Source organism: Paenibacillus polysaccharolyticus (assembly GCF_900102085.1).
GTDB lineage: Bacteria > Bacillota > Bacilli > Paenibacillales > Paenibacillaceae > Paenibacillus > Paenibacillus polysaccharolyticus.
On the sequence record NZ_FMVM01000013.1, the window covers coordinates 151,888 to 178,297 of the forward strand.

Annotated in this window: 20 protein-coding genes; 11 read left to right on the forward strand and 9 right to left on the reverse strand. The window is 48.1% G+C overall.

Features of this window, described 5'->3' with window-relative positions; genetic code table 11:
• The first annotated feature begins 103 nt into the window (after positions 1–103).
• The 4 genes from BLQ13_RS18905 (at position 104) to argH (ending at position 5,422) form a co-directional block, all read left to right on the forward strand.
• Positions 104–1,357: an aspartate aminotransferase family protein gene (locus BLQ13_RS18905; protein ID WP_090922964.1), complete on the forward strand. Its 1,254-nt coding sequence runs from the start codon at positions 104–106 to the stop codon at positions 1,355–1,357.
• A gap of 263 nt (positions 1,358–1,620) precedes the next feature.
• The gene (gene argF, locus BLQ13_RS18910; RefSeq protein WP_090922966.1) at positions 1,621–2,586 is read left to right on the forward strand and encodes an ornithine carbamoyltransferase; all 966 of its coding nucleotides are present in this window, start codon (positions 1,621–1,623) and stop codon (positions 2,584–2,586) included.
• A 90-nt stretch (positions 2,587–2,676) separates the two neighbouring features.
• Positions 2,677–3,912 (forward strand): argininosuccinate synthase, encoded by a 1,236-nt coding sequence (locus BLQ13_RS18915; RefSeq protein WP_090922968.1) that lies wholly within the window; start codon positions 2,677–2,679, stop codon positions 3,910–3,912.
• 106 nt (positions 3,913–4,018) lie between these two features.
• Positions 4,019–5,422 (forward strand): argininosuccinate lyase, encoded by a 1,404-nt coding sequence (gene argH, locus BLQ13_RS18920; RefSeq protein WP_090922970.1) that lies wholly within the window; start codon positions 4,019–4,021, stop codon positions 5,420–5,422.
• Positions 5,423–5,566: 144 nt separating this feature from the next.
• On the opposite strand, the gene BLQ13_RS18925 is transcribed toward argH, so the two are convergent.
• The 7 genes from BLQ13_RS18925 to allC form a co-directional block, all read right to left on the reverse strand.
• Positions 5,567–6,922 (reverse strand): allantoinase, encoded by a 1,356-nt coding sequence (locus tag BLQ13_RS18925; protein WP_090922972.1) that lies wholly within the window; start codon positions 6,920–6,922, stop codon positions 5,567–5,569.
• 77 nt (positions 6,923–6,999) lie between these two features.
• On the reverse strand, positions 7,000–8,394 hold the full coding sequence (locus BLQ13_RS18930) for an NCS1 family transporter (protein ID WP_090922973.1): 1,395 nt from the start codon (positions 8,392–8,394) through the stop codon (positions 7,000–7,002).
• A gap of 309 nt (positions 8,395–8,703) precedes the next feature.
• Positions 8,704–9,576, reverse strand: a complete 873-nt coding sequence (locus tag BLQ13_RS18935; protein ID WP_090922974.1) for a fumarylacetoacetate hydrolase family protein — start codon at positions 9,574–9,576, stop codon at positions 8,704–8,706.
• A complete protein-coding gene (locus BLQ13_RS18940) occupies positions 9,573–10,838 on the reverse strand; it encodes an amidase (protein ID WP_090923079.1) in 1,266 nt (421 codons plus the stop codon). Before BLQ13_RS18940 ends, BLQ13_RS18935 begins: the two co-directional genes overlap by 4 nt.
• 42 nt (positions 10,839–10,880) lie before the next feature.
• Positions 10,881–12,218 carry a uracil/xanthine transporter gene (locus BLQ13_RS18945; protein ID WP_090922977.1) on the reverse strand — a complete coding sequence of 446 codons (1,338 nt, stop codon included), beginning with the start codon at positions 12,216–12,218 and terminating at the stop codon, positions 10,881–10,883.
• A 203-nt stretch (positions 12,219–12,421) separates the two neighbouring features.
• Positions 12,422–13,651 (reverse strand): pyridoxal-phosphate-dependent aminotransferase family protein, encoded by a 1,230-nt coding sequence (locus tag BLQ13_RS18950; RefSeq protein WP_090922979.1) that lies wholly within the window; start codon positions 13,649–13,651, stop codon positions 12,422–12,424.
• A gap of 32 nt (positions 13,652–13,683) precedes the next feature.
• The gene (gene allC, locus BLQ13_RS18955; protein ID WP_090922981.1) at positions 13,684–14,928 is read right to left on the reverse strand and encodes an allantoate deiminase; all 1,245 of its coding nucleotides are present in this window, start codon (positions 14,926–14,928) and stop codon (positions 13,684–13,686) included.
• A 171-nt stretch (positions 14,929–15,099) separates the two neighbouring features.
• Here allC and BLQ13_RS18960 point away from each other — a divergent pair, with 171 nt between their 5' ends.
• Positions 15,100–16,731, forward strand: coding sequence for a PucR family transcriptional regulator (locus BLQ13_RS18960; protein WP_090922983.1), 1,632 nt, complete (start codon positions 15,100–15,102; stop codon positions 16,729–16,731).
• Positions 16,732–16,875: 144 nt separating this feature from the next.
• On the opposite strand, the gene BLQ13_RS18965 is transcribed toward BLQ13_RS18960, so the two are convergent.
• Positions 16,876–17,664, reverse strand: a complete 789-nt coding sequence (locus BLQ13_RS18965) for an alpha/beta hydrolase (protein ID WP_090922985.1) — start codon at positions 17,662–17,664, stop codon at positions 16,876–16,878.
• Positions 17,665–17,969: 305 nt separating this feature from the next.
• On the opposite strand from BLQ13_RS18965, the gene BLQ13_RS18970 reads away from it, so the two are divergent.
• From BLQ13_RS18970 to BLQ13_RS18980, 3 genes are all read left to right on the forward strand, one after another.
• Positions 17,970–18,593, forward strand: coding sequence for a YhbD family protein (locus tag BLQ13_RS18970; RefSeq protein ID WP_090922987.1), 624 nt, complete (start codon positions 17,970–17,972; stop codon positions 18,591–18,593).
• Positions 18,594–18,607: 14 nt separating this feature from the next.
• Positions 18,608–19,435, forward strand: a complete 828-nt coding sequence (locus BLQ13_RS18975) for a polymer-forming cytoskeletal protein (protein WP_090922989.1) — start codon at positions 18,608–18,610, stop codon at positions 19,433–19,435.
• 182 nt (positions 19,436–19,617) lie between these two features.
• Positions 19,618–21,180 (forward strand): MDR family MFS transporter, encoded by a 1,563-nt coding sequence (locus tag BLQ13_RS18980; protein ID WP_090922991.1) that lies wholly within the window; start codon positions 19,618–19,620, stop codon positions 21,178–21,180.
• 447 nt (positions 21,181–21,627) lie between these two features.
• Here the strand turns inward: BLQ13_RS18980 and BLQ13_RS18985 are convergent, their stop codons facing one another.
• The gene (locus tag BLQ13_RS18985) at positions 21,628–23,061 is read right to left on the reverse strand and encodes a VanW family protein (protein WP_090922992.1); all 1,434 of its coding nucleotides are present in this window, start codon (positions 23,059–23,061) and stop codon (positions 21,628–21,630) included.
• A 253-nt stretch (positions 23,062–23,314) separates the two neighbouring features.
• Between BLQ13_RS18985 and ftsE the strand changes: the two genes are divergently transcribed.
• The 3 genes from ftsE to BLQ13_RS19000 all read left to right on the forward strand — a co-directional run bounded on the left by ftsE (position 23,315) and on the right by BLQ13_RS19000 (position 26,352).
• Positions 23,315–24,001 (forward strand): cell division ATP-binding protein FtsE, encoded by a 687-nt coding sequence (gene ftsE, locus BLQ13_RS18990; protein ID WP_090922994.1) that lies wholly within the window; start codon positions 23,315–23,317, stop codon positions 23,999–24,001.
• Entirely contained in the window at positions 23,991–24,908 is a 918-nt protein-coding gene (ftsX, locus tag BLQ13_RS18995; protein ID WP_090922996.1) for a permease-like cell division protein FtsX, read from the forward strand. The genes ftsE and ftsX overlap by 11 nt, the downstream gene beginning before the upstream one ends.
• 163 nt (positions 24,909–25,071) lie before the next feature.
• Entirely contained in the window at positions 25,072–26,352 is a 1,281-nt protein-coding gene (locus tag BLQ13_RS19000) for a murein hydrolase activator EnvC family protein (protein ID WP_090922998.1), read from the forward strand.
• Positions 26,353–26,410: the final 58 nt, after the last annotated feature.

Genomic DNA, 26,410 nt, shown 5'->3' on the forward strand with positions numbered 1-26,410 from the left:
TTGGTGCGATAAGAGCTTGAAGATGATTTTGGAACCGGAGTGACCAGTGTTATGTTTTGGATTCACCTTATGCGTGTACGAATCGACAAGGAGTGATATGGTCATGGCAAAAGGCAACGAACAGCCAGGTTCTGGCACAGCCGTAGCAGGAGTAGCAGCAAAAGGTGCAACGGCACCGACGGAAAGCTCACTTTTTCAAACGTATGCACGGTATCCAATTAGCTTGGTCAAAGGTAAAGGCAGTTGGTTATGGGACGATCAGGGGAACCGCTATCTCGATTTCATGTGCGGACTTGCTGTGACGAGCCTGGGCCATGCACCGGAGAAAGTCGGAGCGAAGTTGAAAGCTCAAATCGATGAGCTGTGGCACGTATCTAACTTGTTCCAGATTCCAGGACAGGAAAAGGCAGCAGCCTTGCTGACAGCCAACACCTGCGCTGACGCGGTCTTTTTCTGCAACAGCGGCGCTGAAGCGAACGAAGCGGCGATCAAAGTGGCACGTCGTTATCAGCAGAAGGTGAAGGGTGAAGATCGGTACGAAGTGATTACCTTTGCTCAATCGTTCCATGGACGGACATTGGCAACACTGACGGCAACCGGGCAGGATAAGGTGAAAGAAGGATTTTTGCCACTGCCAGCTGGATTTGTAACTGTGCCTTTGCATGATATTCCTGCACTTGAAGCGGCGATTGGACCGAAGACCGCAGCGATTATGCTGGAGATGGTTCAGGCCGAGGGTGGAGTATATCCGGTGGAGCCGGAATTTGTGAAGCATGTGCGTAAACTGTGTGACGAACACGGCTTGCTCATGATCGTGGACGAAGTACAGACAGGAATGGGACGTACAGGCAAGCTGTTTGCTCACGAGCATTATGGTGTTGAGCCGGACGTGTTCACGGTTGCGAAGGGTATAGGCAGTGGATTCCCTGTTGGCGCAATGTTGGGGAAAGGCTTCCTGCGTGATGCATTTACACCGGGTAGCCATGCAACGACGTTTGGTGGCACACCGCTTGCTTCCTCCGTTGTTATTGCGACGATTGAGACGATGCTGGAAGATCGTTTGCCAGAGCGTGCAGCCGAGATGGGCGACTATTTGATGACGTCCTTGCGCAATCGTTTGGCAGGCAACTCATTCGTGAAAGAAGTGCGCGGTATGGGTTTGCTGGTCGGCATTGAGTGCGCAGAGCCGATCGGTGATATCGTATTGGCAGGACAGAAACGCGGCATTTTGTTTGTCTCGGCTGGGCCAAATGTGATTCGTTTGCTTCCTAACCTGTATGTAAGTAAAGAAGAAATCGACGAGGCTGTGTCCCTGGTGGCGACGTTGATTGAGGAGTATGTAGCGGCGAAAGCTTGATCCCTTGATGATAAAATAATGTACTGAACCGGGGCTATCACGGCCCCCGGCGCAGATTAAAGTGAAAGAATCCCTGTAGCCGCATGGTGCTCAAGCGCAGAAGTAGCAGAGGCTGACGATCCATCCGCGGTACAGATTGAATGGGAATTTGCTCTACCTAAGCTGATATGGAGAGGGTTAATTCAGCCGAGCCAAGTCAGCCAAGGACTGTAGAACTTCTGCCCGTGCGGGTGCAGGGAACCGGAAATGAGGAGGAACCAATAATGGCAGTACAGCACACAGACAAGGTCCAGAAAATTGATTTGAGAGGCCGGGATTTCATTGAATTCACGGACTATACAGCAGAAGAAATTCGTTACCTGCTTGATCTCGCGATTGAGATTAAAGGCAAGCAAAAAAGCGGTGTACCGTTCCAGCCCCTGAAGGGCAAAACGATCGGACTTATTTTTGAAAAATCATCGACACGTACGCGTGTATCCTTTGAAGTCGGTATGTTCCAGTTGGGCGGACACGCGCTTTTCCTGAGCAAAAACGACATTCAGCTGGGACGCGGCGAAACGACGCATGATACGGCTAAGGTACTGTCTCGTTATCTTGACGGCATCATGATCCGTACGTTTGGACACCATAATGTGATTGAACTGGCAGAACACGCGGATGTTCCAGTAATCAATGGACTGAGTGATGCAGCACACCCATGTCAGGTACTGGCGGATTTCCAAACGGTGCTGGAGCATAAAGGCAAACTGGCGGGTCTGAAAATGGCTTATGTCGGCGATGGCAACAACATGGCACACTCTCTGATGCTCGGTGCAGCGAAAATGGGGATGCATGTTGCAGTAGCCACTCCGGAAGGATATGAGCCGGACAGCACCGTGGTCGAGCAAGCTCGTGCGATTGCACAGGAGAGTGGCTCCGAAGTAGTCGTAACCTACAGTGCACAGGAAGCCGTGAAAGATGCTGATATTGTGTATACGGATGTATGGGCGAGCATGGGCTTTGAAGAGGAGCAAAAGATTCGTGAGCAGGCGTTTGCGGCGTATCAGGTCGATGAGGAATTGATGAAAGGTGCGAAGCCGGATTACATGTTCCTGCACTGCTTGCCAGCACACCGCGGTGAAGAAGTGAGCGCAGGTGTCATTGACGGCCCGAACTCGCTGATCTTTGATCAGGCAGAGAACCGTCTGCATGCACAAAAAGCACTGATGGCCGCTTTGATGAGCGAATAGTCGCGATTTGCGGCAATGGCTTGATTTTACACGCCAATTTGGCGATGATAGATGCAATATAGTAATTGATCTTGGGGAGGACCATATCACATGGCTAAGGAAAAAATCGTACTCGCCTATTCCGGCGGACTAGACACATCTGTAATTTTGAAATGGCTGAAAGAAACGTATGATGCAGAGATTATCGCGTTTACCGCGGATATCGGTCAGAAGGATGAACTCGACGGACTCGAAGAAAAAGCACTCGCTACGGGCGCTTCCAAAGTATACATCGATGATCTGCGCGACGAATTCGCGAAAGATTTCATCTATCCCATGTTCCAAGCAGGTGCCCTTTATGAAGGTCAATACCTGCTTGGTACAAGTATCGCGCGTCCGCTTATCGCTAAACGTATGGTGGATATCGCGCGTGCAGAAGGCGCTACAGCGATCGCTCACGGCGCTACGGGTAAAGGAAATGATCAGGTTCGTTTTGAGCTGAACGCAGCTGCACTGACACCGGACATTCAAGTGATCGCGCCTTGGCGTCTGGAAGAGTTCCGCAATCAGTTCCCGGGACGTGCAGAAATGATCGCTTACGCTGAAAAACATGGCATTCCGGTTACTGCTTCTGCGGCGAAACCTTATTCCACGGACCGCAACCTGCTGCATATCAGCTATGAGAGCGGTGTGCTTGAAGATCCTTGGTTCGACCCAAGCGCGGACGAAAACAAAGATATGTTCCTGCTGAGCAGCGCACCTGAGGATGCACCGGACCAACCGGAGTACCTCGAACTGGAGTTTGAACAAGGTGACTGTGTTGCCCTGAACGGCGAGCGTCTGAGCCCACTGCAAGTGATGGAGCAACTGAATGAACTGGGCGGCAAACACGGTATCGGCCGTGTGGACATGGTAGAGAATCGTTTTGTCGGCATGAAGAGCCGCGGCGTATACGAAACACCGGGTGGAACGATCCTGTTCACGGCACATCGCAAAATGGAATCCATTACGATGGATCGTGAAGTGATGAACCTGCGTGACAGCTTGATTACACGTTACAGCACACTCGTATATAACGGGTTCTGGTTTGCACCGGAACGTCTGGCACTGCAAGCTCTGGTAACGGAAAGCCAGAAGAACGTAACCGGTACGGTTCGTGTGAAACTGTACAAAGGAAATGTTATTGGCGCAGGCGTGAAAAGCCCTGTCAGCCTGTACAATCCGGACATTGCTACCATGGAAGCTGATCCATCTGAAGCTTATGACCAAGGTGATGCAACAGGCTTTATCCGCCTGAACGCACTGCGTTTGAAAGTACATTCCGGTGTGGAACAAAACAAAAAATAATTCACGGCGTGTGGTTCACGCTACATCATAATTACTGACAAGGCAGGCCGTTCTTGCACATTCTGGCAGGGGCGGCTTTGTCCATGAGCGAAAGGGGATACTCACTGTGAGCAAGCTGTGGGGAGGACGTTTTACGAAGCAAACCAACCATCTGGTTGAAGAATATACCGCATCCATTAATTTTGACAAAGCATTGGCGGAAGAAGATATTCAAGGCAGTTTGGCCCATGTGACGATGCTGGGCAAATGCGGTATTTTGCCGGCTGAAGATGTGGAAACGATCAAAGAAGGCCTGATTACCGTTTTGCATAAAATCCGTGCAGGTGAAGTGGAATTCTCCGTATCAGATGAAGACATCCACATGAATATTGAGAAAAATCTGATTGAAACGATTGGCCCTGTCGGCGGTAAACTGCATACAGGTCGTAGCCGGAATGACCAGGTGGCAACCGATATGCACTTGTATCTGCGTGAACGTGTCGTAGGTTTTGTTGGCATGTTACATGCTTTGCAGGAGGCGCTAATTGGACAGGCTAAAGACAATCTGGATACGATTGTACCGGGTTATACCCATTTACAACGTGCACAGCCGATTCTGTTTGCACACCACTTGATGGCCTATGTATCCATGTTCCAGCGTGATGCGGAGCGTCTGATGGACAGCTACAAACGGATTAATGTACTGCCACTTGGTGCAGGGGCACTTGCGGGCACAACGTTCCCGATTGATCGTCATTTTGTAGCAGAGCAGCTTGGCTTTGATGGAGTATATGAGAATAGTCTGGATGCGGTAAGTGACCGTGACTTTATCGTGGAGTTTCTGGCCGCCGCTTCCCTGATCATGACTCACTTGTCCCGTCTGAGTGAAGAGCTGGTGCTGTGGAGCAGCACGGAGTTTGGTTTTGTAGAGCTGGATGATGCGTTCTGCACAGGCAGTAGCATTATGCCGCAGAAGAAGAACCCAGATGTACCTGAGCTTGTTCGTGGTAAAACAGGACGTGTATACGGCAATCTGATCGGGTTGTTGACCGTGCTGAAATCTCTTCCGCTGGCTTACAACAAGGATATGCAGGAAGACAAAGAAGGTATGTTTGATACGGTAGCAACACTTGAAGGGGCGCTTCAGTTGTTTGCTCCAATGATCGCTACGATGAAAGTAAACAAGGATCGTATGCGTCAAGCGGTAAACCAGGACTTCTCCAATGCAACGGATATTGCGGATTTCCTCGTCGGAGAGGGTCTGCCTTTCCGTCAAGCACATGAGGTGATTGGTAAAACGGTATTGTACTGCATCCAGAACGGCAAATATTTGCTTGATCTGACGATTGATGAATTCAAACAATTTTCACCGCTGTTTGATGACCGCATCTATGCTGTGTTACAGCCTGAAGCAGTAGTTAACGCTCGTAACGTATACGGTGGAACAGCGTCTAATCAGGTCGCGGAAGCTATTTCTCGTAGTGAGAAGCTGCTGGGACAGACGGAGCAATGGATCGAGAATCGGGGTTAACACCTAGGGGCAGTACTCAGTGAAGATCTGACGATGATCTGAATGGGATAGGATGTTACACTGATTGTGATCAATGGGAACTAAAAGAAGCATGTTCAAGAGATGTACTCTCGGACATGCTTCTTTTTTAGGTTTCCTACTGCCTTATGGCCTCTGCCAGCTACCTTCGTTTACAGAAGGTAGCACCTTGCCATCCTGCACAACGATATGTCCGCGGATGATTGTACCTGCCAGACTCGACGGGAAAGTATGCCCGATATAGAGGCTCTGTTTATGCTTGGCATAATAGTTTTCTTCCGTCACGGTGAATGCTTCATTCAGGTTTACGATGGCAAGGTCTGCATCCATTCCGATGGCGATACTGCCCTTACGATCTGCAAGTTCAAAACGTGTTGCCGGATTCGAAGCTGTCCAAGCAGCGACGTGCTCTAATGGAATGTTGTGGGCTAATGCAAGTTCCAGAGCAGAGAGTAGTGTGAATTGTCCACCACTGATTCCGCCCCATGCCTGAAAGAGATTATAATCTTTCGGATCTTTCATCTCGTAAGGGCATGGTGAATGATCGGAAGATAGCATATCGAATTTACCTTCTGCCAGGAGGGAAATCAGCCTCTGCTGTTCATCTGCTTCCCGGAGTGGAGGTGCACATTTGGCGATAGTCCCTTTTTCACGCAGGCTATCGTGGTTGAAGAGCAGGTAATGTGCGCAAGTTTCTACCGTGACATTCATACCACGGGCTTTTGCCGCCTCAATTTTAGCCACGGCTGCTGCGGAACTGATATGAACAAAATGCAGGGCGCAGCCTGTAATTTCGGAGTAGTAGAGTGCGCGTTCAACCGCCTCGACTTCTGCGAGGATGGGCCTTGTCTCCAGATAATCATCGGCGCTGACGAGTCCTGCCGCTTCCTTTTCAGCTTTCAGCCAGTTTGTTATTGCCGCGCTTTCCGAATGCAGAGCCAGAATTTTGCCGAGAGCTGCAATCTTTTTCATGCCCGTCAGCAGTGTCATGTCGTCTACCGCTTCGAACTCTTTATTACCTGTGGTCGACAAGAAGGCTTTAAACCCAATGACACCAGATTCGGCTAATGGCTGCAAGTCATCTTCGTTGCCAGGTACGAGCCCGCCCCAGAGGCCGAAATCAACGATAGATTTTTCATTGCCGATGCGGGCTTTCTCCAGCAGTGCTTCCTCCGTGACTGTGGAAGGGATTCCGTTGAGTGGCATATCGAAAAAGGTTGTACAGCCACCTGCGGCCATCATCGCTGATCCGGTGGTGAAGCCTTCCCAGTGCTCCCTTCCTGGTTCGCTGAAATGCACGTGTATATCAATCATGCCTGGGAGTACATGCTGTCCGGTGGCATTCCACTCGTGTGTAGTTTCACCTTCAAGTGTAGCGGTAATCGCCGCAATCTTGCCATTTTTCACACCGATATCAACTTGTGTGACTCCGTCTGGCAACACTACATTTCCGCCACGTATGATCAGATCATAATGTTCCATATCCATCCCTCTCCTCTTTGCTGGTATTTTCATTGTATGGCTCGGATCGTTGAGTCAGGCCTGGGTTTTATTCGTATTTACTCGTAGATCGTACCTTTCTTGAATGAAGAGCCTTTAAAAGCAAATTTGCTAAGTAACAGGTATGCAAGGCCAGCCGTGATGAAGCCGATGATCCAGCCGATGTCAACGAGCAGGAAGGCTGCTCCAGCTCCGATGAGCATAGCTAACAAGGCGCTTGGGTTATACCCTTTGAAGGAGCCGTTATCCAGATATAACTCTGCTGTATCGACCTTTTGTTTTCGCAAGATGTAATATTCGACTAGCATGATCGCTACAATGGGGCCCAGGAATGCGGAATAGATCAGAATAAATGTATTCAAACCTTGAGCCGAGGAATCCTGTACGAGTACCCATGGGAACGAACAGAGGGCGAGCAAGCCGGTGATGACAACAGATGCTTTGTATTTAAGCTTGGTAACAAGCGAGATGACGTAAGCGGGTGGTACGATGTTAGCGACCATATTAACGGCAACTGCACCAATAACGATGAAGGCTGAGACGAATACGGTGATATATGAGTTGTCCACAATAACAGCAAAGGCCTTGACTGGATTAGAGATGCCTGTTGCTGCGGCCATCATTGCACCGATCGTCAGAACGAATCCATAAGCGATAACGATCGGGAAGAAGTAGAGCATACTACGCTTTTTGTCACTCATGCCGCTCTTCAGCTCACGAGAATAATCACCTGCGCTTAGGAAGATGGCTGCGTAGTTTCCAAGGAATACCATGATGAAAGCAAAGAATGGAAGTCCCCATGTCCCTTTGGCATTCACCCAATTTTCGGTAATGGCTGTGCTGTGGGAGTTAAGTAATAAGGTGAATACATAGACGAGTGCAAGCATAATAACGACGGAAGCGAGAGTTTCAACCCACTTGATTGCGTGAAAGCCATAAAGTGACAGGACAATCTGAACGGCCTGTAGCAAGATAAAACAAACAGGAATACTGTCTAAGCTGCCACCGCTTAATACTTTGACAATTTCATTCAAAGCCGTTGCTCCGACCCAGCTCTGGAAGCCGTACCACACGATGGCGGGCACACCACGTAAAAATGAGGAGATGATCGATCCTTTGATGCCAAAGGACATTCGCAGTTGAACAACATAGGGGATGCCTGTTCGATAACCAAACCGGTCATTGATCGCAAAGATCACGGAAATAATACCAATGGCAATCATCGCAGCTACAAATGTCTGAAACACATTGAGCGTGGCGACACCAGCAACAATGAGGCTCGCTCCGAGGGTCATGTTACCGAGGTTCACGCCATCTCCGATCCACATGAACATGTAGGGTACTGATCCGATTGTTCTCTCGCTCTCCTGTTTCGGTTTTAAGGAGTCGTCGATGCTGATTTCTTCATGTAGCTGCGTCTGTTTCAGTACTTGTCCTGCCAAATTCGTTGACATATCTGCCCCACTCCTCTTTGATATGGGGTGCCGCAAGGCTGGTTGATCTCTGAATTAACGAGTCGTTCCATCCATTCCTGTCTGCACACCACAGATGATATAAAACATGTAAGATAAAATAACTTAATAATGTTATGTATCCTTACTTGTTCTTTGTATCTCTTATTTTATCATCTTGTTTGTACAATTCATTGACAAAAACGTAGATTGTTCTCGTAATTTCTGTTGAATTTGTATGAAAAAATATGACGTGGTATGTGATGTTAGGATGAAATGGTGTAAAAAACGCATTTTTGTGTTCAAAACATCTTACAATGTTCGGGTTTCGCTCTCTATCCTATTATCTAGTTTCCGAAGTCCATCAATCTGACAGCTAACCACATCGCCTGGTTGAATGGTGACTGATCCCGGGGTGCCTGTTAAGATGACATCACCCGGATGAAGTGTCATCACGTTCGACAGAAAAGAAATCAGGTACGCAGGAGAAAAGATCATATGATTAACGGTATTGCTGTGGGCAACATGACCATTGTGCACCGTTTGAATCTCAAGTTCGTTCAAATTTTCGTATTCTTCAGGCGTTGAGAGAGAAGAGCCAAGGCTTAGGAATGTGTCAAAACTTTTGGCACGCTGCATAAACCGGGGGTTGCGGGCATGAATATCCTTGGCAGTCATATCAAGTGAGGTCGTGTAACCTGCTATAACGTCCATTGCCTGCTCCTCACCAATGCCTTTGCATGTTTGTCCGATGACAATCGCGAGTTCTGCCTCAGCGGTGATCTGTCCCGCTCCAACAGGCAGACGAATCATTTCCCCGGAGCCGATCAGGGATGAATCAGGTTTGAGAAAGATAACAGGTTCATCTTCGGGTGGGCGTCCAGATAGTTCGATGGCTTTGTCCCAATAGTTCATGCCTACACCAATGATTTTCCTTGGACGGCGATATAGCGCACGATAGGATACGTCACTGGCGGGCAGAGAAGCCAGTGAAGCAAGTTGTCCGTGTTCATTGCAGTACCAGTTACGTAGTGCGGTGAATTGATTTTTTTGCAGCAAAGTAAACAGATCTGTATCCCAGCTTGTGCCGAATTGCTCGTTCAGCCAAGCCAGTGGAGTAATGCCTCGATCCGTCCAAAATGCCACTTGTTCTCGCCCTTTATCTTCAATCGTTACAAGTTTCATCGGCACACCTCTTCCGCAAACTGTTTTGCCGTCCAATGCAATAACCTAAGATCTGTGTTCGTACCACCGATAAAAGATAACCCGAGGGGCAGTCCATCGAGACGGTGAACTGGAACTGTAACCTGGGGCAGGCCGGAAAGGCCGGCGATACAGGAGAGTTGCATTGTTTTGGCACGGTAAGCTTCTGCTTCAGGACCTTTCAATCCCAGAAGGGGAGCCGGGCCCGGTGCGGTTGGAATGGCAAGCAGACCCTCTTCTCCTAACAAGTCAACGAGGTTACGCCGTACGCGAGCGCGCAACTTCACTTCGGCCTCGCTAGCAGACTTTTCAAGGGAGCAAGCCCACTCAAAACGTTCTGCGATTCCTGGGCCAAATGTCGGGCGTTCTTTTGTCAGCCAGTCGCTGTGTTCGTGCGCAATTTCCAGCCCTTGAAGAACACGGAACGCCGCTGACCAGTCTGCCAAGCTCTCGCCGGGTTCGGTTAGATTAATGCATTGATAACCTTCCGGCTGCCATCCCTCAATTCCGTGTAATGTTGAGAGCAAAAGCGAACAATCTTCAGCTTCTGGCAGCTCCCATGCTTCTGTCGCTATGAAGAACTGAGTGAACGGCTTCGTATCTAATTCAGTTGTAATTTCTGATCCATTTTCCTTCAAAAGAAGCTTTTTTTTCAGTAGCGCGTTGCCTACGTTGCGTAAAATAGTTACATCCTGACTCATCCAGCCAACTGTATCAAAGCTATGTGCAAGAGGAATGACCCCCTCTGTCGATACAGCTCCATGCGTTGGGCGGAAGCCGTATAGTCCGCAATACGAAGAGGGGATGCGTACGGACCCACCCGTATCCGTTCCGATGGCGAAATCGACCAGTCCCGCCGCTGCTGCAACGGCAGACCCACTCGATGAACCGCCTGGAATCCGATCCGAAGCGAGGGGATTGGTTGGTGTGCCGTAGTGAGCATTTTCCCCATTCAGACTGTACATCAATTCATCTGTCTGTGTTGAGCCTTCGAGAATTGCGCCATTCTCCAGCAGGGTAAGCAATGCAGGGGCAGTAGAGGTTGCAGGATCATGTGTGCGAAGCCAATCCGGATTGCCTGCTCCGCTTGTTTCTCCCTGAATATTGAAAACATCTTTGACTGCAAAGGTTAGTCCACTTAGTGAGCCAGCTTGATTAGCTGGCAGTCTGATGTCTGCATTAACGTATGCCCCCCAGTGATTAGGCTGGAGCGCATCGGTTGTTTTTTTTGGACCCGTTTTCATTGCAGATGTTTCTGTCTGTTCCTGATTTGAATGATTCATTAGTTATTCCCCTTTCGTTCTTATACTAGGGCTTAGTGCACTCAGGGAGGAGCGGGAGTGGACTTGGTTCAATAACAAAGCCAGTAAAATACCTACCAAAAGCCCGTTTCCGAGCAGTGGACGTAGCAATGGGGGTAATGTTGTAAAAATTTCCGACGGTAATCCCATAACGATAATACCTATGAATAATGGCGCAGCCGTCCGGTAGAGGTTTGCCGCATCCATATGAAGCTGTCCGAAATACTGGAGTGAAGAACCTAACAGGCGAAGGTATGTCACGAATAGTATAGCGCTTCCGATACTGAGCGGAAGTTGTGTCAGTAAACCGGTGACGGCTGGAATCAGGCCGATAGCTGCAAACATCAGACCCCCAATAACAAACGGAAGTCTTTCTCGCATACGGGTTTGTTGGAGAAAGCCGACAGAACTAACATATGGAGCGTATGGAACGAGTCCGAGCGCACCTGATATCACTGCAAGGATGCCACTGATTGTAAAAGAACGTTTATACTGGCTGCTGGCCGCTTCGTGTTCATAGATAGCATCCGTACCTTTCAGGGCACCAAATGTGTTTGAAGTGTTGATTAAACCGGCAATCACGGCGATCGCGATTACGCCAGTGTTCAATCCACCCGTAGGTTCCCCAAGCGGGAACCAGACTGCATCGAGTGTTCCTGAATTGGATGTTCCCCCAGAGCTGCCGAAGATAAATACATGTAATGCCCAGCCGCCCAAAATACCAATCAGCAAAGCATACTGCGCTATGGCTGGCCGTGCTTTTATGGATAAGACAGCAACCAAAACAGCCACTGCTGCGGCTAGTAGGAAGACGGCAGGTTGGATAACGTTCGCCTTGTCGGAAGAGCCTGATGAAATACCAAGCATACCTTCGAGAAAAATGATATTCAGTCGGCAACCAAGTAAGAACATAAATACAGCCATGACTCCTGGTGTAAATAATTTCGATAAAGGCGTAGCCAGACCGCATAAGCCAATCAGGATTGTGATCACACCCGAGATCAGAATGCCGACGGCGAGACTACCCCCGAGTTCCGTCAAGGATATACCAAGGGAGGGGGCGGATGCGCTAAGGCTCAGGATGACACCCCACCATAACCCCGACTGTCCTTCCATGACGGATCTTTGATGTCCAAGCCATGCTTGTACAGCACATGCGATTCCGGTGAGGATGAATGAACACTGGATCAGAAATTGAATTCGTTCCTGTGGCAATGCAAATGCCGCCCCAACTGTAATAGGTATAACTACCGTATTGGTAAATAAGAAAAACAGCCATTGCAGCCCGCCCAGACCGGAGCGGAGCCAGTTGATTTTAAGCATGTGTCACCTTCCGTGTGGAGCCTCGTTGAGAATGTTTCCCGTGCACATAGGTAATCCATGATGCAGTTGATGTATCTTAACGAAGTCTGAATTGTACAAAAGGATTCCGGCAGTTCCCGGAATCCTTTCAATATTAATAAATAGCCTTGATTCTAATTGACCAATAACAGTGCTCCTATGCGATGTTTAAATCCCTCGGCGCTTTATTCTGCTTGCTCGTAAACGTCAAGGGCCTCTTGCACCCCGCGTCCGATCACAATCGGAGCTTTATGCCGGATTAACACAGCTTCCAGAGCGGATAGGACGAATAGTACGTTTTCTTTCCGACAACTGTAACCCATGGTGCCGATTCTCCAGATCTGTCCATGCAACGGTCCGAATGAGCTAGCGATCTCAATGCCGAACTGGGTCAGAAGTGTAGTTCGTACAGACTCGCCATCAATACCTGCAGGAATTTTCACACAGGTGACGACTGGAAGCTTCCATGCTTTATCGTTGAACAGCTCCAGACCCATGCCTCGTATACCTGCCATCAGTGCTTTTTCATGCAATCGATGACGTTCGAAGCGTGTTTCAAGTCCTTCTTCCAGCAGGATGCGCAAGCCTTCACGCAGTGCGTACAGCATGGATGTTGCCTCTGTATGATGATTCAGCCGTCGTGGCCCCCAGTAATCTTGCAACTGGCTCAGATCAAAGTAATTACTGCGGATTGGATGTGCGACATCCCGGCGATCACTCTCAAGTGCAACACCACGTTCTACTTTTTTCCGACTTGCCAGAATGCGTTCAACCCGCTCGTTGTAAGTTACAGGAGCCATGCCAGAAGGGACGGATATGCACTTTTGGGTGCCGCCAATCACGGCATCGAGTTGCCATTCATCTACTTTGACGTGGGCGCCGCCAATGGAAGCAACAGCATCAACGACCGTTAATACACCAAGTTCTCGGCAAGCTGGACCGATCTGGTCCAGTGGCTGCATGCAACCTGTTGAAGTCTCGCCATGTACGATGGCTAAAATTTTCGGCTGAACTCGTTTTACCTCATCGATTACTGCTTGTTGGTCGAATACTTCTCCCCATGGGCATTCCATGAGATGGAGTTCTGCGCCGTGACGTTCGGCAATTTCAGTCAGCAGATGTCCGAAGCGTCCGAAGATAGGAACAAGCACTTTGTCCCCTGGCTCGATCAGGCTGCACAGCACGGCTTCCAGACCGGAACGTGAAGTGCCATCAACCGGAAAGGCCCACTGGTTCGTCGTTTGGAATGTCTGCCGCAACATGTCCATCGTTTCGTTCATCATTCGGGTGAATTCCGGATCGAATTGGCCCAGAATGGGTGTTGCCATGGCTCTTAAAACTCTCGGGTCAACCTCGACTGGTCCTGGGGTCATAATGGTTCTCAAAGGTGCATGAATTTCCCGGTACTGTGTCATCTCGTCATCGCCTCCTGGTTCTAGTTGTTCATTCAATATGCCAGCTTATATAACAGGTCGATTAACAGGCGAACTCCGCGCTGCAAATCTTCCGTATGGGTGAATTCAGCAGGGGAGTGGCTAATGCCGCCCTGGCTTGGAACGAATAATAATCCTGTTGCACAATACGTGCCGAAAATCTGTGAGTCATGTCCTGCGCCACTTGTCATTCTTTTGTATGAAATACCTTCGCTTTTTAAAATGTCCTCAGCCGTTTGGTTTAACGTGCAATCCATCGCAACGGGAGGTTCATCCATCCACTTATGGCAAGCGACCGTTGTTCCATGTTCAGAGGCGACGGTCTCGAAGTCACTGAAGCATGCCTCGCAAAATTGCTCAATGATCTTGGCATCACTGTGACGAACATCCAGGCTAAAGGTGACCTCGCGTGCAATGACATTACCTACATTCGGTTTAACTTCCATGCGTCCAACGGTGGCGACAAGTCCAGACTCATGGGCTTTGGCCCGATGCATCAATATTCGGATCAACTCGGCTGAAGTAAACATCGCATCACGACGCCACTGCATAGGTGTTGTCCCGGCATGGTTGCTCTCACCGTATACCGTAATGTTATAACGGCGTTGCCCCACGATGTGACTGACGATGCCGATTGATTTCTCTTCGCGTTCAAGCACCTGGCCTTGTTCGATGTGCAGTTCAATAAAACATTCCAGGTCTTTGCGTGTTGGCTGAGCATGAAGTCCGAGTCCGAATCCTGCCTCGTGCATGGCCTGTTCGAAGGGGATTCCGTTTACATCGTTGATGTGGTGGATGGCCTCGCGCTCTTTTACTCCCGTTATGTTGCCTGAGCCCCAATAAGTCATTGGGAAACGACTGCCTTCTTCTTCACACAACGATACCACTTCAATAGGTTTGAGTGGCTGACCATAATGTGTGAGCAAATGTTCCACAGCAATGAGTGCTGCAATGATCCCATAGGCTCCGTCATATTTGCCACCGCCGATCACGGTGTCGACATGAGACCCGGTTAACACTACGTTTGCTTCAGGATTACGTCCAGAGAGCCGACCAAACAAATTGCCGACATCGTCATAGCGTGCGGATAAACCAAGTTGTTCTATTTTAGCTTGAATCGCCTTCTGAGCTGCGCTCCAAGCCGGGTCATAGAGCAAACGGGTTACACCGCCGCTGTTGTCTTTTCCGTACGAAGCCAGCCATTCGACCATCTCTTCGATCTGCTTAGACAAGGCAGATGGTTTTGGTTGTTCAATCATCAAGTGCAGTATCCCCCATTCCGGCAACGCTAGCTTTCCGACCGATGTTAGATTAATTAACTTGGCATTGCGTTTAATTCATCGTAAAATAAAAAAAATTAAAAAGCATTCACGAAAATGTAGAAGAATAGCTGAATTCGTTGTGCATGTTAACCATAGGGGTGGAGAAGGATGAAAATGAGTGACCTGCTGAAGCTGGGTGTATTCAACGGCACAATCGTGGTAGGGGGAAGTGGTGGTTTGAATCGGGAGGTTCATACCGTCAATATGATGGATGCTCCTGATATTATTCCGTACTTGAAAAGAAATGAGTTACTGATTACGACGGCTTTTCATTTCAAGGATGACCTGCCGGCTCTGCTTGAACTGATTCGTGAGATGGGGCAACAGGAATGTGCAGGACTGGGTATCAAAAGCAAAAGATTTCTCGGCAACATTCCTGAATCCGCAGTTCAGCTGGCAAACGAGTTGGATCTGCCTCTGGTGGAACTGCCTGTTGATCCTTCGCTAGGTGATATTGTCAACAAATCGCTGAGCCATATCCTCGATGTGCGAACAACGGAGTTGCATAATGCCATACAGACCCATCGCCAGTTCACCCAACAAATTATGAGCGGTCAAGGTATACCTAAGCTGCTTGATCAATTATCTGCTTTGCTGCGATTTCCTGTATATTTGCTCGGGCCGTATCTGCAGCCAATCTTCGGCCGAGTTCCTGCTAAAACGGTTGTACAACTGGAGATGTTATTATCTGGCGGTGGTCAAATTCATGTAGCGCCTTCCGTGTTCTCGGCATTTTCCTTGTTAGGTGAGGAACGTGAAACGTTAACATTATTTCCCGTATACACCCATAGACAAGTGCATTTCCTGTGTATTACCGGTTTCATATCACCTGCTGAACGTTCAAGCATTCTGACCATTGAACAGGCAACGAATGTGATTGCGTTTGAATTAATGAAGGATAATGCATTGAAGCAGAATCGGCGCCGGATCCAGAATGAGTTTTTTACTAACTTTATTGGAGGGGTCTTCTCGAGCAACGAGGAGATTGCAAACCGGGCAAGGGAATTCGGACTGTCCAGCGATCAACGATACCTTTGTGTAGTCGGCAAGCTGAATAGCAAGGATCGAGCGACGTCATTCATGCAGTATAAGGCAGAACAGGATCAGATTGCTGAACATCTTCAAGGGGAGTTAGCACACTTCCGCCATCCTATATATTTGTTCACCCATGACCGATCCTATGTGCTACTTATGCCGCTGGTTGAAGAGTGGGAGATGGTCAAACCTTCCTTTATCGAGTTACTGGAACGTCTGCAACGTAAAATTGCCATGTATTACGAATCGGAGCTGTCATTTGGTCTTAGCAGTTATGCCCAGCCACTTAGCCAGATTCCTTTATCTTTTAAAGAGGCGAATGAAGCTCTCTATTTCGGGAGTATATCGGGAAAAATACGCTTTATCGAAATGTATCAGCCGAAGGAAGTATCTGAAATTTTGCGTTTGATCCCCCATGATCATCTGAGAAAATTTTATGTGGATACGATGCAAGGATTCGAAGATGAGACACTTAAGGATCACCATATGTTGCTTCATACATTGTCTGTATATCTGGAAACGCATTGTCATCTTGCCGAGACGGCAAAGCGGCTTTATATTCACCGGAATACTGTAATTTATCGACTGGAAAAATGCGAAGAGATTATCGGTCGTAGCCTGAAAGACCCGGAGGAGACATTGCGTCTTCGGATGGCCTTTCGGATCAAAGCGTTGCTACCAGAAGAAGGAAAAGCGGCGTATTGATAGAGTGACCTAATATGATTACAAGCAGGCTGAGATAAACTGTACCCCCAGGTTAGTTAAATTAACCGAGGAGGCTCAGTCCACTTTAAGCCTGCTTTTTTAGTTGGCAATTAATACAGGAGAGGGAGGCCTCTCTTATGTGCCTCAGTCTCTTTTAGACAGTGGTAACCACTTCAACACATTCTGAATTTTCATGTCCCAGTAACCCCATTCATGTTCCCCGGGTTCTTCCTCATAAGTTAACTTGAAGTCTGTCTCGGCGCAGGCTTTACGGAATGTCTGATTATCTTCATACAGAAAATCCTCTGTTCCACAGCATTGATAGAGGAGTGGTCGTGGAGCCGGGTTATGTTTACTCTCCTGGAGCAAATGGATTAAATCGTTCTCTGAGCCTGCAAATTGAGGCCCGAAGATACGTAACAGTTCGGCCTGCCGTAAAGCGGATGGGGCGTCGTTGCTCAAATGAGCGGCCATGTCAAGAGCACCCGAAAGACTTGCCGCCGCAGCGTATTGATCCGGTTTTCGCAGAGCCAGCTTGAAGGCACCGTATCCGCCCATGGATAGGCCAGCAACGAAATTATCTTCGCGTTTCGGTGACAGCGGGAAGAAGGAGCGCGCGAGTTTAGGCAATTCCTCACTAATGAATGTCCAGTATTGTCCTCCCTCTGCCATGTCCGTGTAGAAACTGCGATGAACCTGAGGCATAACGACCGCAATTCCGAGTGAAGCGACATAACGTTCAATCGAAGTGCGGCGTAGCCAGATGGAATCGTCATCGGACATCCCGTGAAGCAAATACAGGGTTGGGTGCAGACCAGAACCAGTGACGTTTTCCATTCCGATCTGATTGTGGGTCTGCTGTGGCAGAATCACATGCATGCTTGTACTTAATCCGAGGGCATCTGAGTAGAAATCACATTTAATGAGTGCCATACCGAAAAGTAACCCCTTTCATAAATGGAAGTCGAATAAGGATGTTATTATGCCATGGAAAAGGTGAGAAAACTGAAATATATCAGCTTATATTCCAAGGTTATACCCAAAATAAAGTAAACGCAATGATAGGTTATAAAACGTATTCGATATCTGCGTAAATAATCTTTGTATAATCCATATTCTGGACAAAACAAAGAAATAAATAAACAAAGAATAGATTATTTCATCACATATGACCCTCGTATCTTTACAACGTAACAATGTTTTGTTACACTAACTTTAATGAAAAGGGGGTCCTGAAATTGACGGATGATTTGATCTCCAAAAAAGAGCTACTTGACCTGACAGGCATTTCATACGGTCAATTATATCGTTGGAAACGAAAAAACCTGATTCCTGAGGAGTGGTTTATTCGAAAGTCTTCTTTTACGGGACAGGAAACATTTTTTCCTAAACAGCAGATTTTACAGCGGATCGACAAGATTGTTCATATGAAAGACGGGTTGTCGCTGGATGAACTGGCAGATGTGTTCTCGCCAACACTTGGTGAGGTGGAGATGTCAGACCAACAACTGCTGGATCGAAACATTGTTTCACTAGCTTCGCTTGATCTGTTAAACGAGGCTGGTCGCCAGCAGTCATTATATGGTCTCGAACAGATTATGATGCTTTATGTGCTTGAAAAGCTGCTTCTCAGCGGGGATATCACTCAGCAGGAGGGGTTACTCCTGATTGATGTAATGTCTGAACACTATTACCGGTTTCGTGACCGTGCTAGTGAATTGCTGCTTATTCGCAAGATGGGCGTACCTGCCTTTATGGTGGTGAACTCGGGAGCTGAACTTTATTTTGATCAAGGGGTAAAAGTGGTACTTCGCATTCCGCTTGCAACGTTCATGGAAGAATTGAAACTTAAATTGGGCTGAGGGGGATTTTACGAATGGAAGAACGTCACTTAAGAAATGATTTGAATGTCACAGGCTCTCGCAAAACAACAGGCGGTTCTTATCACCGAGTGAATATTGACGGTATGGCTAAACTGGATGGTGATCTGGATTGTTCCTCCCTAAGCGTTAACGGGACGCTGAAAATCTACGGTTCCCTCGTCTCCGAGAGCACAACGATCAACGGAATGGCCAAAGTGGAGGGAGAACTGCGGACCCAATCTCTAGATGTCAATGGAACATTGGGAGTTCATGGTGCAGCGCGTGCCGAGAGTACGATGGTTAACGGAATGTGTACCATTAATGGTCCATTGGTCAGCAATCGGGTACGTGTGGATGGCATGACCACGATTAATGGAGACTTATCTACGCCTGAGTTTACTGTGAACGGAAAGTGTAATGTGCGCGGTAGAGTGGACAGTGAGCGTATTGATATCGGTGGTATGGCGACGATTGATGGAGATGTGCAGGGTGAAGTGATCAACGTTCAGGGCAATATTAAAGTGGGCGGACTACTTAATGCGGACAGTGTGGAGATTCGTTTATACACGTCCTCTTCAGCAAGAGAAGTAGGCGGTGAGCGTATCGATATTCGGCGCAAGGAACGCAGCGGATTATGGAAAGCGCTCGGATTGGGCGGTGCGCCATCCTTCAGGGCTCAATTGATCGAGGGCGATGAGATTGTACTGGAAGATACCGAAGCGGATACGGTTCGAGGGAGTCGAGTCCATATTGGGCGCGGCTGTAATATCCGGTTTGTGGAGTACTCTGGCGAACTATCCGTTGATCCGGAAGCGAAGGTGGGCAACAGCGAGCGAATTTAGCCAAGAGGCAAGATGCAAGAGACGGCTCGTATAATCTTATAAAAGTAGAACTTATGGTTATCCCCCCAAGGTAGAAGGTTTTGCCATAAAGCAATCGGTCCTTGGACTGATTGCTTGTTACTTCTTTTCGGATATACTAATGCAGTCATATGAATAGAACGGGAATGGAGAGATTAACAACAATGGCTGCGCGTAACAATAAAATTGGATTTGTGCTGGCAGGTTTGCTGCTCAGCATCTTAATGGCCTCTATGGATAATACCATTGTGGCTACGGCCATGGGGGATATTGTGGGTAAGCTCGGCGGGCTCGACAAGTTCGTCTGGGTAACTTCTGCCTACATGGTGGCTGAGATGGCAGGTATGCCGATTTTCGGTAAACTGTCGGATATGTATGGACGTAAAAAGTTTTTTGTCTTCGGGATCATCGTATTTATGCTTGGCTCCGCTTTGTGTGGAACTGCGACATCCATCGTGGAACTGACGATGTACAGAGCAATTCAAGGGATTGGTGCAGGAGCACTGGTGCCGATTGCGTTCACGATTATGTTTGATGTCGTTGCGCCTGAATCGCGGGGGAAGCTGGGTGGTCTGTTTGGGGCAGTGTTCGGTCTTTCGAGTGTATTCGGGCCGCTTCTAGGTGCGTACATTACAGAGTATGCCACATGGGAATGGGTGTTTTACATCAATCTGCCGCTCGGTTTGATTGCATTTCTGTTTATCGCATTTTTCTATAAGGAATCTCACCAGCATCAGTCACAGCAGATTGACTGGCTGGGTGCCATTACACTTATCGGTGCTGTGGTTTGCCTGATCTTTGCGCTGGAGCTGGGTGGCAAGACGTTTGCTTGGGACTCTGCACAGATCTTGGGGCTGTTTGCCGGATTTATCGTGCTGGCGTTGATTTTCTTGTATGCAGAAACGAAGGCCAAAGAGCCAATTATTTCATTCGGTATGTTCCGCAAGCGGGTGTACTGGTCAAGTAACGTCATTGCCATGTTCAGTGGCGCTGCGTTTATTACGGCATCGGTATATATCCCGATTTTCATCCAGGGCGTACTCGGTGGTAAAGCAACCAACTCGGGTCTTGTCCTTCTGCCTATGATGCTGGGTTCCGTCGTGACGGCTTCTATGGGCGGTGTGCTCATGACCAAAACGAAATACCGCAATATTATGATTCCAACGCTGGCATTGCTTGTAGTGGGTCTGGGGTTGCTCACGACATTGGATGAAGGTTCATCCCTATGGACAATTCGGGTATACATGGTCATGATTGGCCTTGGTGTCGGTGCATCCTTCTCTGTACTTAGTAATGCAGCTATGAATGCCTTCGAACCGCAAAGACGCGGTGCTGCCAGTTCAACGCTGAACTTTCTGCGTTCCTTGGGCATGACGATGGGCATCACGATCTTTGGCATTGTACAGAGTCAAGTGTTTACGCGCAAAATGACAGACAGCATGGCTGGTGCCGCTGGAGAAGCTGGTGCAACGGCTGGAGCACCTGCAGGTGGTCTGCCTGCCGGGATGGATCTGACCGATCCGCATGCACTGTTATCACCGGAGCTACGTCAAGGGATTCCTCCACAGGTGCTGGATTCCATCACACATGCGTTATCCTCTTCCATTGTACAGCTGTTTGCCTGGGCGGTTATTCCAGCAGCCCTCGCTTTGATCGCTTCCTTCTTCATGGGGAAAGAGAAGATGGTTGTAGGAGAAGAGCAACACGAGTATACAGGTGGTCACTAAAGCAGAGGAGAGCGAAGCCAAGCCATGATTAAACCGCTTTATTTCAACCAGTGACCTAGTATCAGTCTTAAGTTATAACTCCATGTAATTTAAGCGAACACAGACTATGATTATAGAGGGTTTCATCAAATCATGAACTTAAGCACAAGTCTCATATCCCATATTGGGGTATGAGACTTGTGCTTTTTGCTTCTACACTTCATTCTTTAGAGGGTTTTTAAGACTTATATTTGCCTACTTCAATATATAGGTTGAACTTTCATTTACACAATAACGGAGAGGACAGAAAAAACCTGAAGAAGCGAAGCGCTCGCCTTTATCCCCGGATTTTCCCCTCTGGAAAAGGGAATCCAAAAAATCCGGGGATAACAGCGATCGGAAGGTTATTCTGTCCTTGGAGTGTTCCGTGTAAACAACATGTATTTCAACTTATATTTCCACCTGAATTTAAGGCTGATTCCCCTCACGAATGCCATCCTCCACCACGGAAGGTTGCTGTGGATCAGGCATGCTAATATGACCTGAGCGGGCAATCAGACGGCTTTGTGCTTTGTAGGTGTCACGTGAGATTGTTTTGGTTTCAACGACTTTGCCATCAACTCGCTTCGTGCGTACCGTCTCAACGATGTACCCGGGCTGTCCATTCTGAAGCACTTGCTGGGCCCCTTCGGGTAACACGTTACTGGATACATACTTTACAGGTACACTGAGCGTTTCAATCGTACGAGACTCCAGCGCATAACTGACGTTCTCGGGGAATGTGCCGAAAAACTTCACCACCATGCGCCCGCCTTGCACCTTGGCATGGATCAACAGGGATTTCTCGGTGCTGTTTCGAAAACGAAAGTTAATGGCGCCCGAGGCAAAGGTGGCATCTAACCCTTTCGGTATATATTTAACAGGCAACGAGTGATTACGCCGTTCCACAATATCCAGCCCCGTTAGCAGAGCGGCATTATATACGGTGCTGGATACCTGACAGATTCCTCCGCCAATTCCGGGCATCAGCCTGCCATTCACGATGACCGGTGCTTCCCGAAAACCATATTCCTTCTCCGCTTTGCGAATCACCTTTTCATAGTCGAACACACCTCCAGGCGGCAAAATCATCCCGTTGATGGCCTGAGCCGCCGCGCTGACGTTATGTATCCGACCTTGACTACTGTTTCCCAGCCCTGTGGAAAATTGAATGATTTTTCGCTCGATGCCTTCCTGCTTTAGTGAATCGATCGTTACCTCTGGTTTCAAGGTGTATAGAGGTAAAAGAATGCGGATGGGTTCTGGTTTTACTCCATCCATCACATCGCTCAGCTCCCTGTGCAACTTGGTCTGCATGAGGGTGCTAAGTGTTTTCCAATCAATCCGGCGCACGCTTTTCTCCGGAATGTACTGCACTTGATCATTGGCGGTGATGCGGCGGACGGCTTCGGTCGGCGTACCGAAGGTTTCTTTTTCCCAGGCAGGGCTAAGCAATTGTTGAAAGGTTTGTTCGTTGTAGTTCATATCCAAAGAGAAGGTCTGGGGAAATTGATACCGTGCATACGCGCGTTCCCACAGGTTCCCCTCATCCAGCTGTTGTACTGCGGCCTTGAAGCTGTCTGCACTGTAACTCACTCCTAGTTCGGCGGCAGTATGTGACATCGTTATCGGGTTTGGTTCAGTCACTTCCAGTGTGACAGGCCAGTCCTGTAATTGTTGAATGCGAGTGTGCAGTTCTGCCAGTACCTCTTTGCGATGTTTGCCATCGATGGCCCAGCCGCTAATCTGTACCCCTTTTGGCAAAGTAGGCTGGTTTACGTACATATAGAGCAATCCATAGGACGCGGAGCCGATCAAGAGCAGGGAGAACAGGGCGATGACCGTTACATGTATTTTTTTCATAACCAAACGCTCCTTTTGGCTTCTGTTGTTCCGGAATTCGTAACACTCTCTATCTATATGATCCAAGGGTGGAAAACTTTCGGGTACTCAATAGGTAACAAATTTGTTACAATAAACTTCATATGAATCCATGCTTCACCAGCAAAAGAGGGACAGGATGGATTTTTCCTGATGAATTTCAGGTCTTTTTAAAGGAAATGCCGGGATTGTGTCGAAATCATAATGGCTAACTATGTGAGCAGGAAGTGATGATGTGATAGAAATGCAGGACGTGTGGAAGACCTACGCCAATGGTACCCACGCATTACAAGGGGTGTCGGTGAAGATCGACCGCAATGAATTTGTCTATATCGTTGGTCCATCCGGTGCAGGCAAATCGACATTCATGAAATTGATGTACAGAGAAGAAGTGCCAACCAAAGGGCAAATATCCATTAACGGATTTAATATTGGCAAGTTGAAACCACGAAAAATTCCTTATGTGCGGCGTAATATCGGTGTTGTATTTCAGGATTTCCGCCTGTTACCGAAGATGACAGCATATGAGAACGTGGCATTTGCTATGGAAGTTATTGAAGCGCCGAAGCGTCACATCAAGAAAAGGGTTATGGAAGTGCTCGATCTGGTGGGATTACGCAACAAGGCCAACCGCGAACCTTCACAACTCTCCGGCGGGGAACAGCAACGGATTGCGATCGCACGGGCGATTGTCAACAATCCTTCCGTCATTATTGCGGACGAGCCTACAGGGAATCTGGACCCGGAGACGTCATGGGGCATTATGCAACTGCTGGACGAGATCAATTTCCGGGGCACAACGATTGTAATGGCAACACACAACAAAGATATTGTTAATACGATGCGTAAACGGGTTATCGCCATTGAACGCGGACAGATTGTACGGGATCAGATGAGAGGGGAATACGGTTATGAATTTTAGTACTCTCTTGCGACATCTGCGGGAGGGCTTCAAGAACGTATTCCGCAATGGCTGGATGTCAGTGGCCTCCGTCATGTCGATTATCGTCTCTCTGTTTATTCTTGGCGTGTTTATGTTGCTTGTGCTTAACGTGAACTCTATGGCCAATCAGGTAGACAGCCAGGTAGAGATCAGTACGTTTCTGGAGCTGAATGTGGACGAGAACCTGCGCAATGTCATTGGTCAGGAGATCAGTGCCATGCCTGAAGTCAGCGAGATTCGAATTGTTCCGAAGGATGAAGGATTAAAAGAATTTCGTGAACGTCTAGGCGAAAATGCGGATAATGTTCTCGGTGGTTTCGATGTAGATAACAATCCATTGCCAGATACGATTGAAGTTAAAGTAATTGAACCGGAAACGGTCAATTTTGTCGCGCAGAAGATTGAAGCATTGAACGAGAAACATGCCGAGAAGCCGATCATGAAAGTGAACTACGGCAAGGAAACGGTAGATGTGTTATTCAAATTCACGAAGCTTGTTCGTAATATCGGATTTATTTTTGTCGGGGGACTGGGCCTGATGTCGATGTTCCTGATCTCGAATACGATTCGCGTAACGATTCTGGCGCGCCGCCGGGAGATTGGCATTATGAAACTGGTGGGTGCAACCAACACCTTTATCCGCTGGCCTTTCTTTATTGAAGGGGCGTTAATTGGACTAATCGGTTCCGTTATCACGGTCGCGGTTCTGTTCTTCGGATACAGTCAACTGATGTCAACGATTGGTCAGGATGTCTTCATGCAGATGCTGAATCTAATTCCACTCAGCGAAATCTGGCCACTGATGGGAACGTTACTGATTGGGCTTGGTGTGCTCGTAGGCATTTTGGGCAGTACACTGTCCATTCGCAAGTCGCTCAAAGTGTAGAAAATGTCGAAAAGAATGGAAAAACAGGTTCATTATTGAACGCTGTTTGACGATATGTAGAAAAGACGCAACTGTTGTTTTGATGAAAGAAAGCAAAGAACATGCTGTTCACCACCTGTGCAGGTTGCTTTCTTGTGAATTCATAGGATGGGGGATCATCATTTTGAAAAAAACCGCTTCGCTGCTGGCCTTTATGTTACTGGCCGGTATGACGTTTCAACCTTCTGACGGATATGCCAAGAATAGCATCAGCGATATTGATCAACAGATTCAGCAACTGGAGAGCAAGGCGGCTTCCGCCAAGCAGGAGCAAAAAAAGGCTGCGGCCAATAAACAGGAAGCGCAACATTACAAGAACAAAACCAATGCTTACCTTAAGGTTGTCTTGGAACAGATCAATGTCGTTAGTGATGAGCTGGCCAGTGTATCGTTGCAGATTGAAAATACGGAGGAAGATCTTCGTACAACGAAAAAAGATCTGCAAGCAGCAGAAGACCGGATCGTCGCAAGAGAAAAACTGCTAGAGTCACGTGTACGCCTGATGTATACGGATGGGGCAGTATCCTACCTTGATGTCCTTTTATCTTCCACCAGCTTTACCGATTTTCTGACCCGTGCGGACTCGCTTAAAACGATTGTGGATCAGGATCAGCATCTCTTGGATGAACATAAAAAGGACAAGCAACTTGTGGTAGAGAAAAAGGCAGATTTGGACCGACAATATGCGGAGGCCAAAAGCCTGTATTCACAGAAGAAACAGCGCAAGTCGCAGCTGAACGATAAAGAGAAAGAAAAGCAGGTGCTCCTGGCTTCATATGATGCTAAAATTGAACAATCCGAAGAGTTGACGGCTGAGCAGGAAGCTGTGTTGATGCAGATTGCTGGCAAACGCTCAGCTCTGTTACAGGAGAAAAATAAATTGCGTGAGCAACAGGCCGCAGCTGCAGCCAAAGCTCGGGCCCAAGCTGCGGCACGTGCCAAAGCAGCAGCCAAGGCGCCAACACGTGTAAGTTCAAGCGGCAACAGTGAGGTAACTTATTCGTCAGGTAGCGGTATTTTTGCAAGACCGGTGTCTGGTGGACGCATTTCTTCACCGTTCGGTCCGCGAATTCACCCGATTACAGGGGAAGTAGGCAAACTGCATGCAGGTGTCGATTTTGCCGTTCCAGTAGGCACATCCGTTCATGCGGCTTCCGGCGGGATTGTCATTATGGCTGAATGGTATAGTGGCTATGGCTACACGGTTATTATTGATCATGGCGGAGGTCTGTGGTCATTGTACGGCCATTTGCGTGAAGGTGGATTCAAGGTCAGCAAGGGAGATACGGTAAATAAAGGCGATACGATTGCCGAGTCTGGCAATACAGGGAACTCAACTGGGCCTCACTTGCACTTTGAAGTGCGTGATAATGGAACAGCTGTGAATCCGATGAACTATTTGTAGATTGTCTGATTTAATGCGTTGCAACTTATATAGTTTAAACTTCGAATGGAAAAATCAT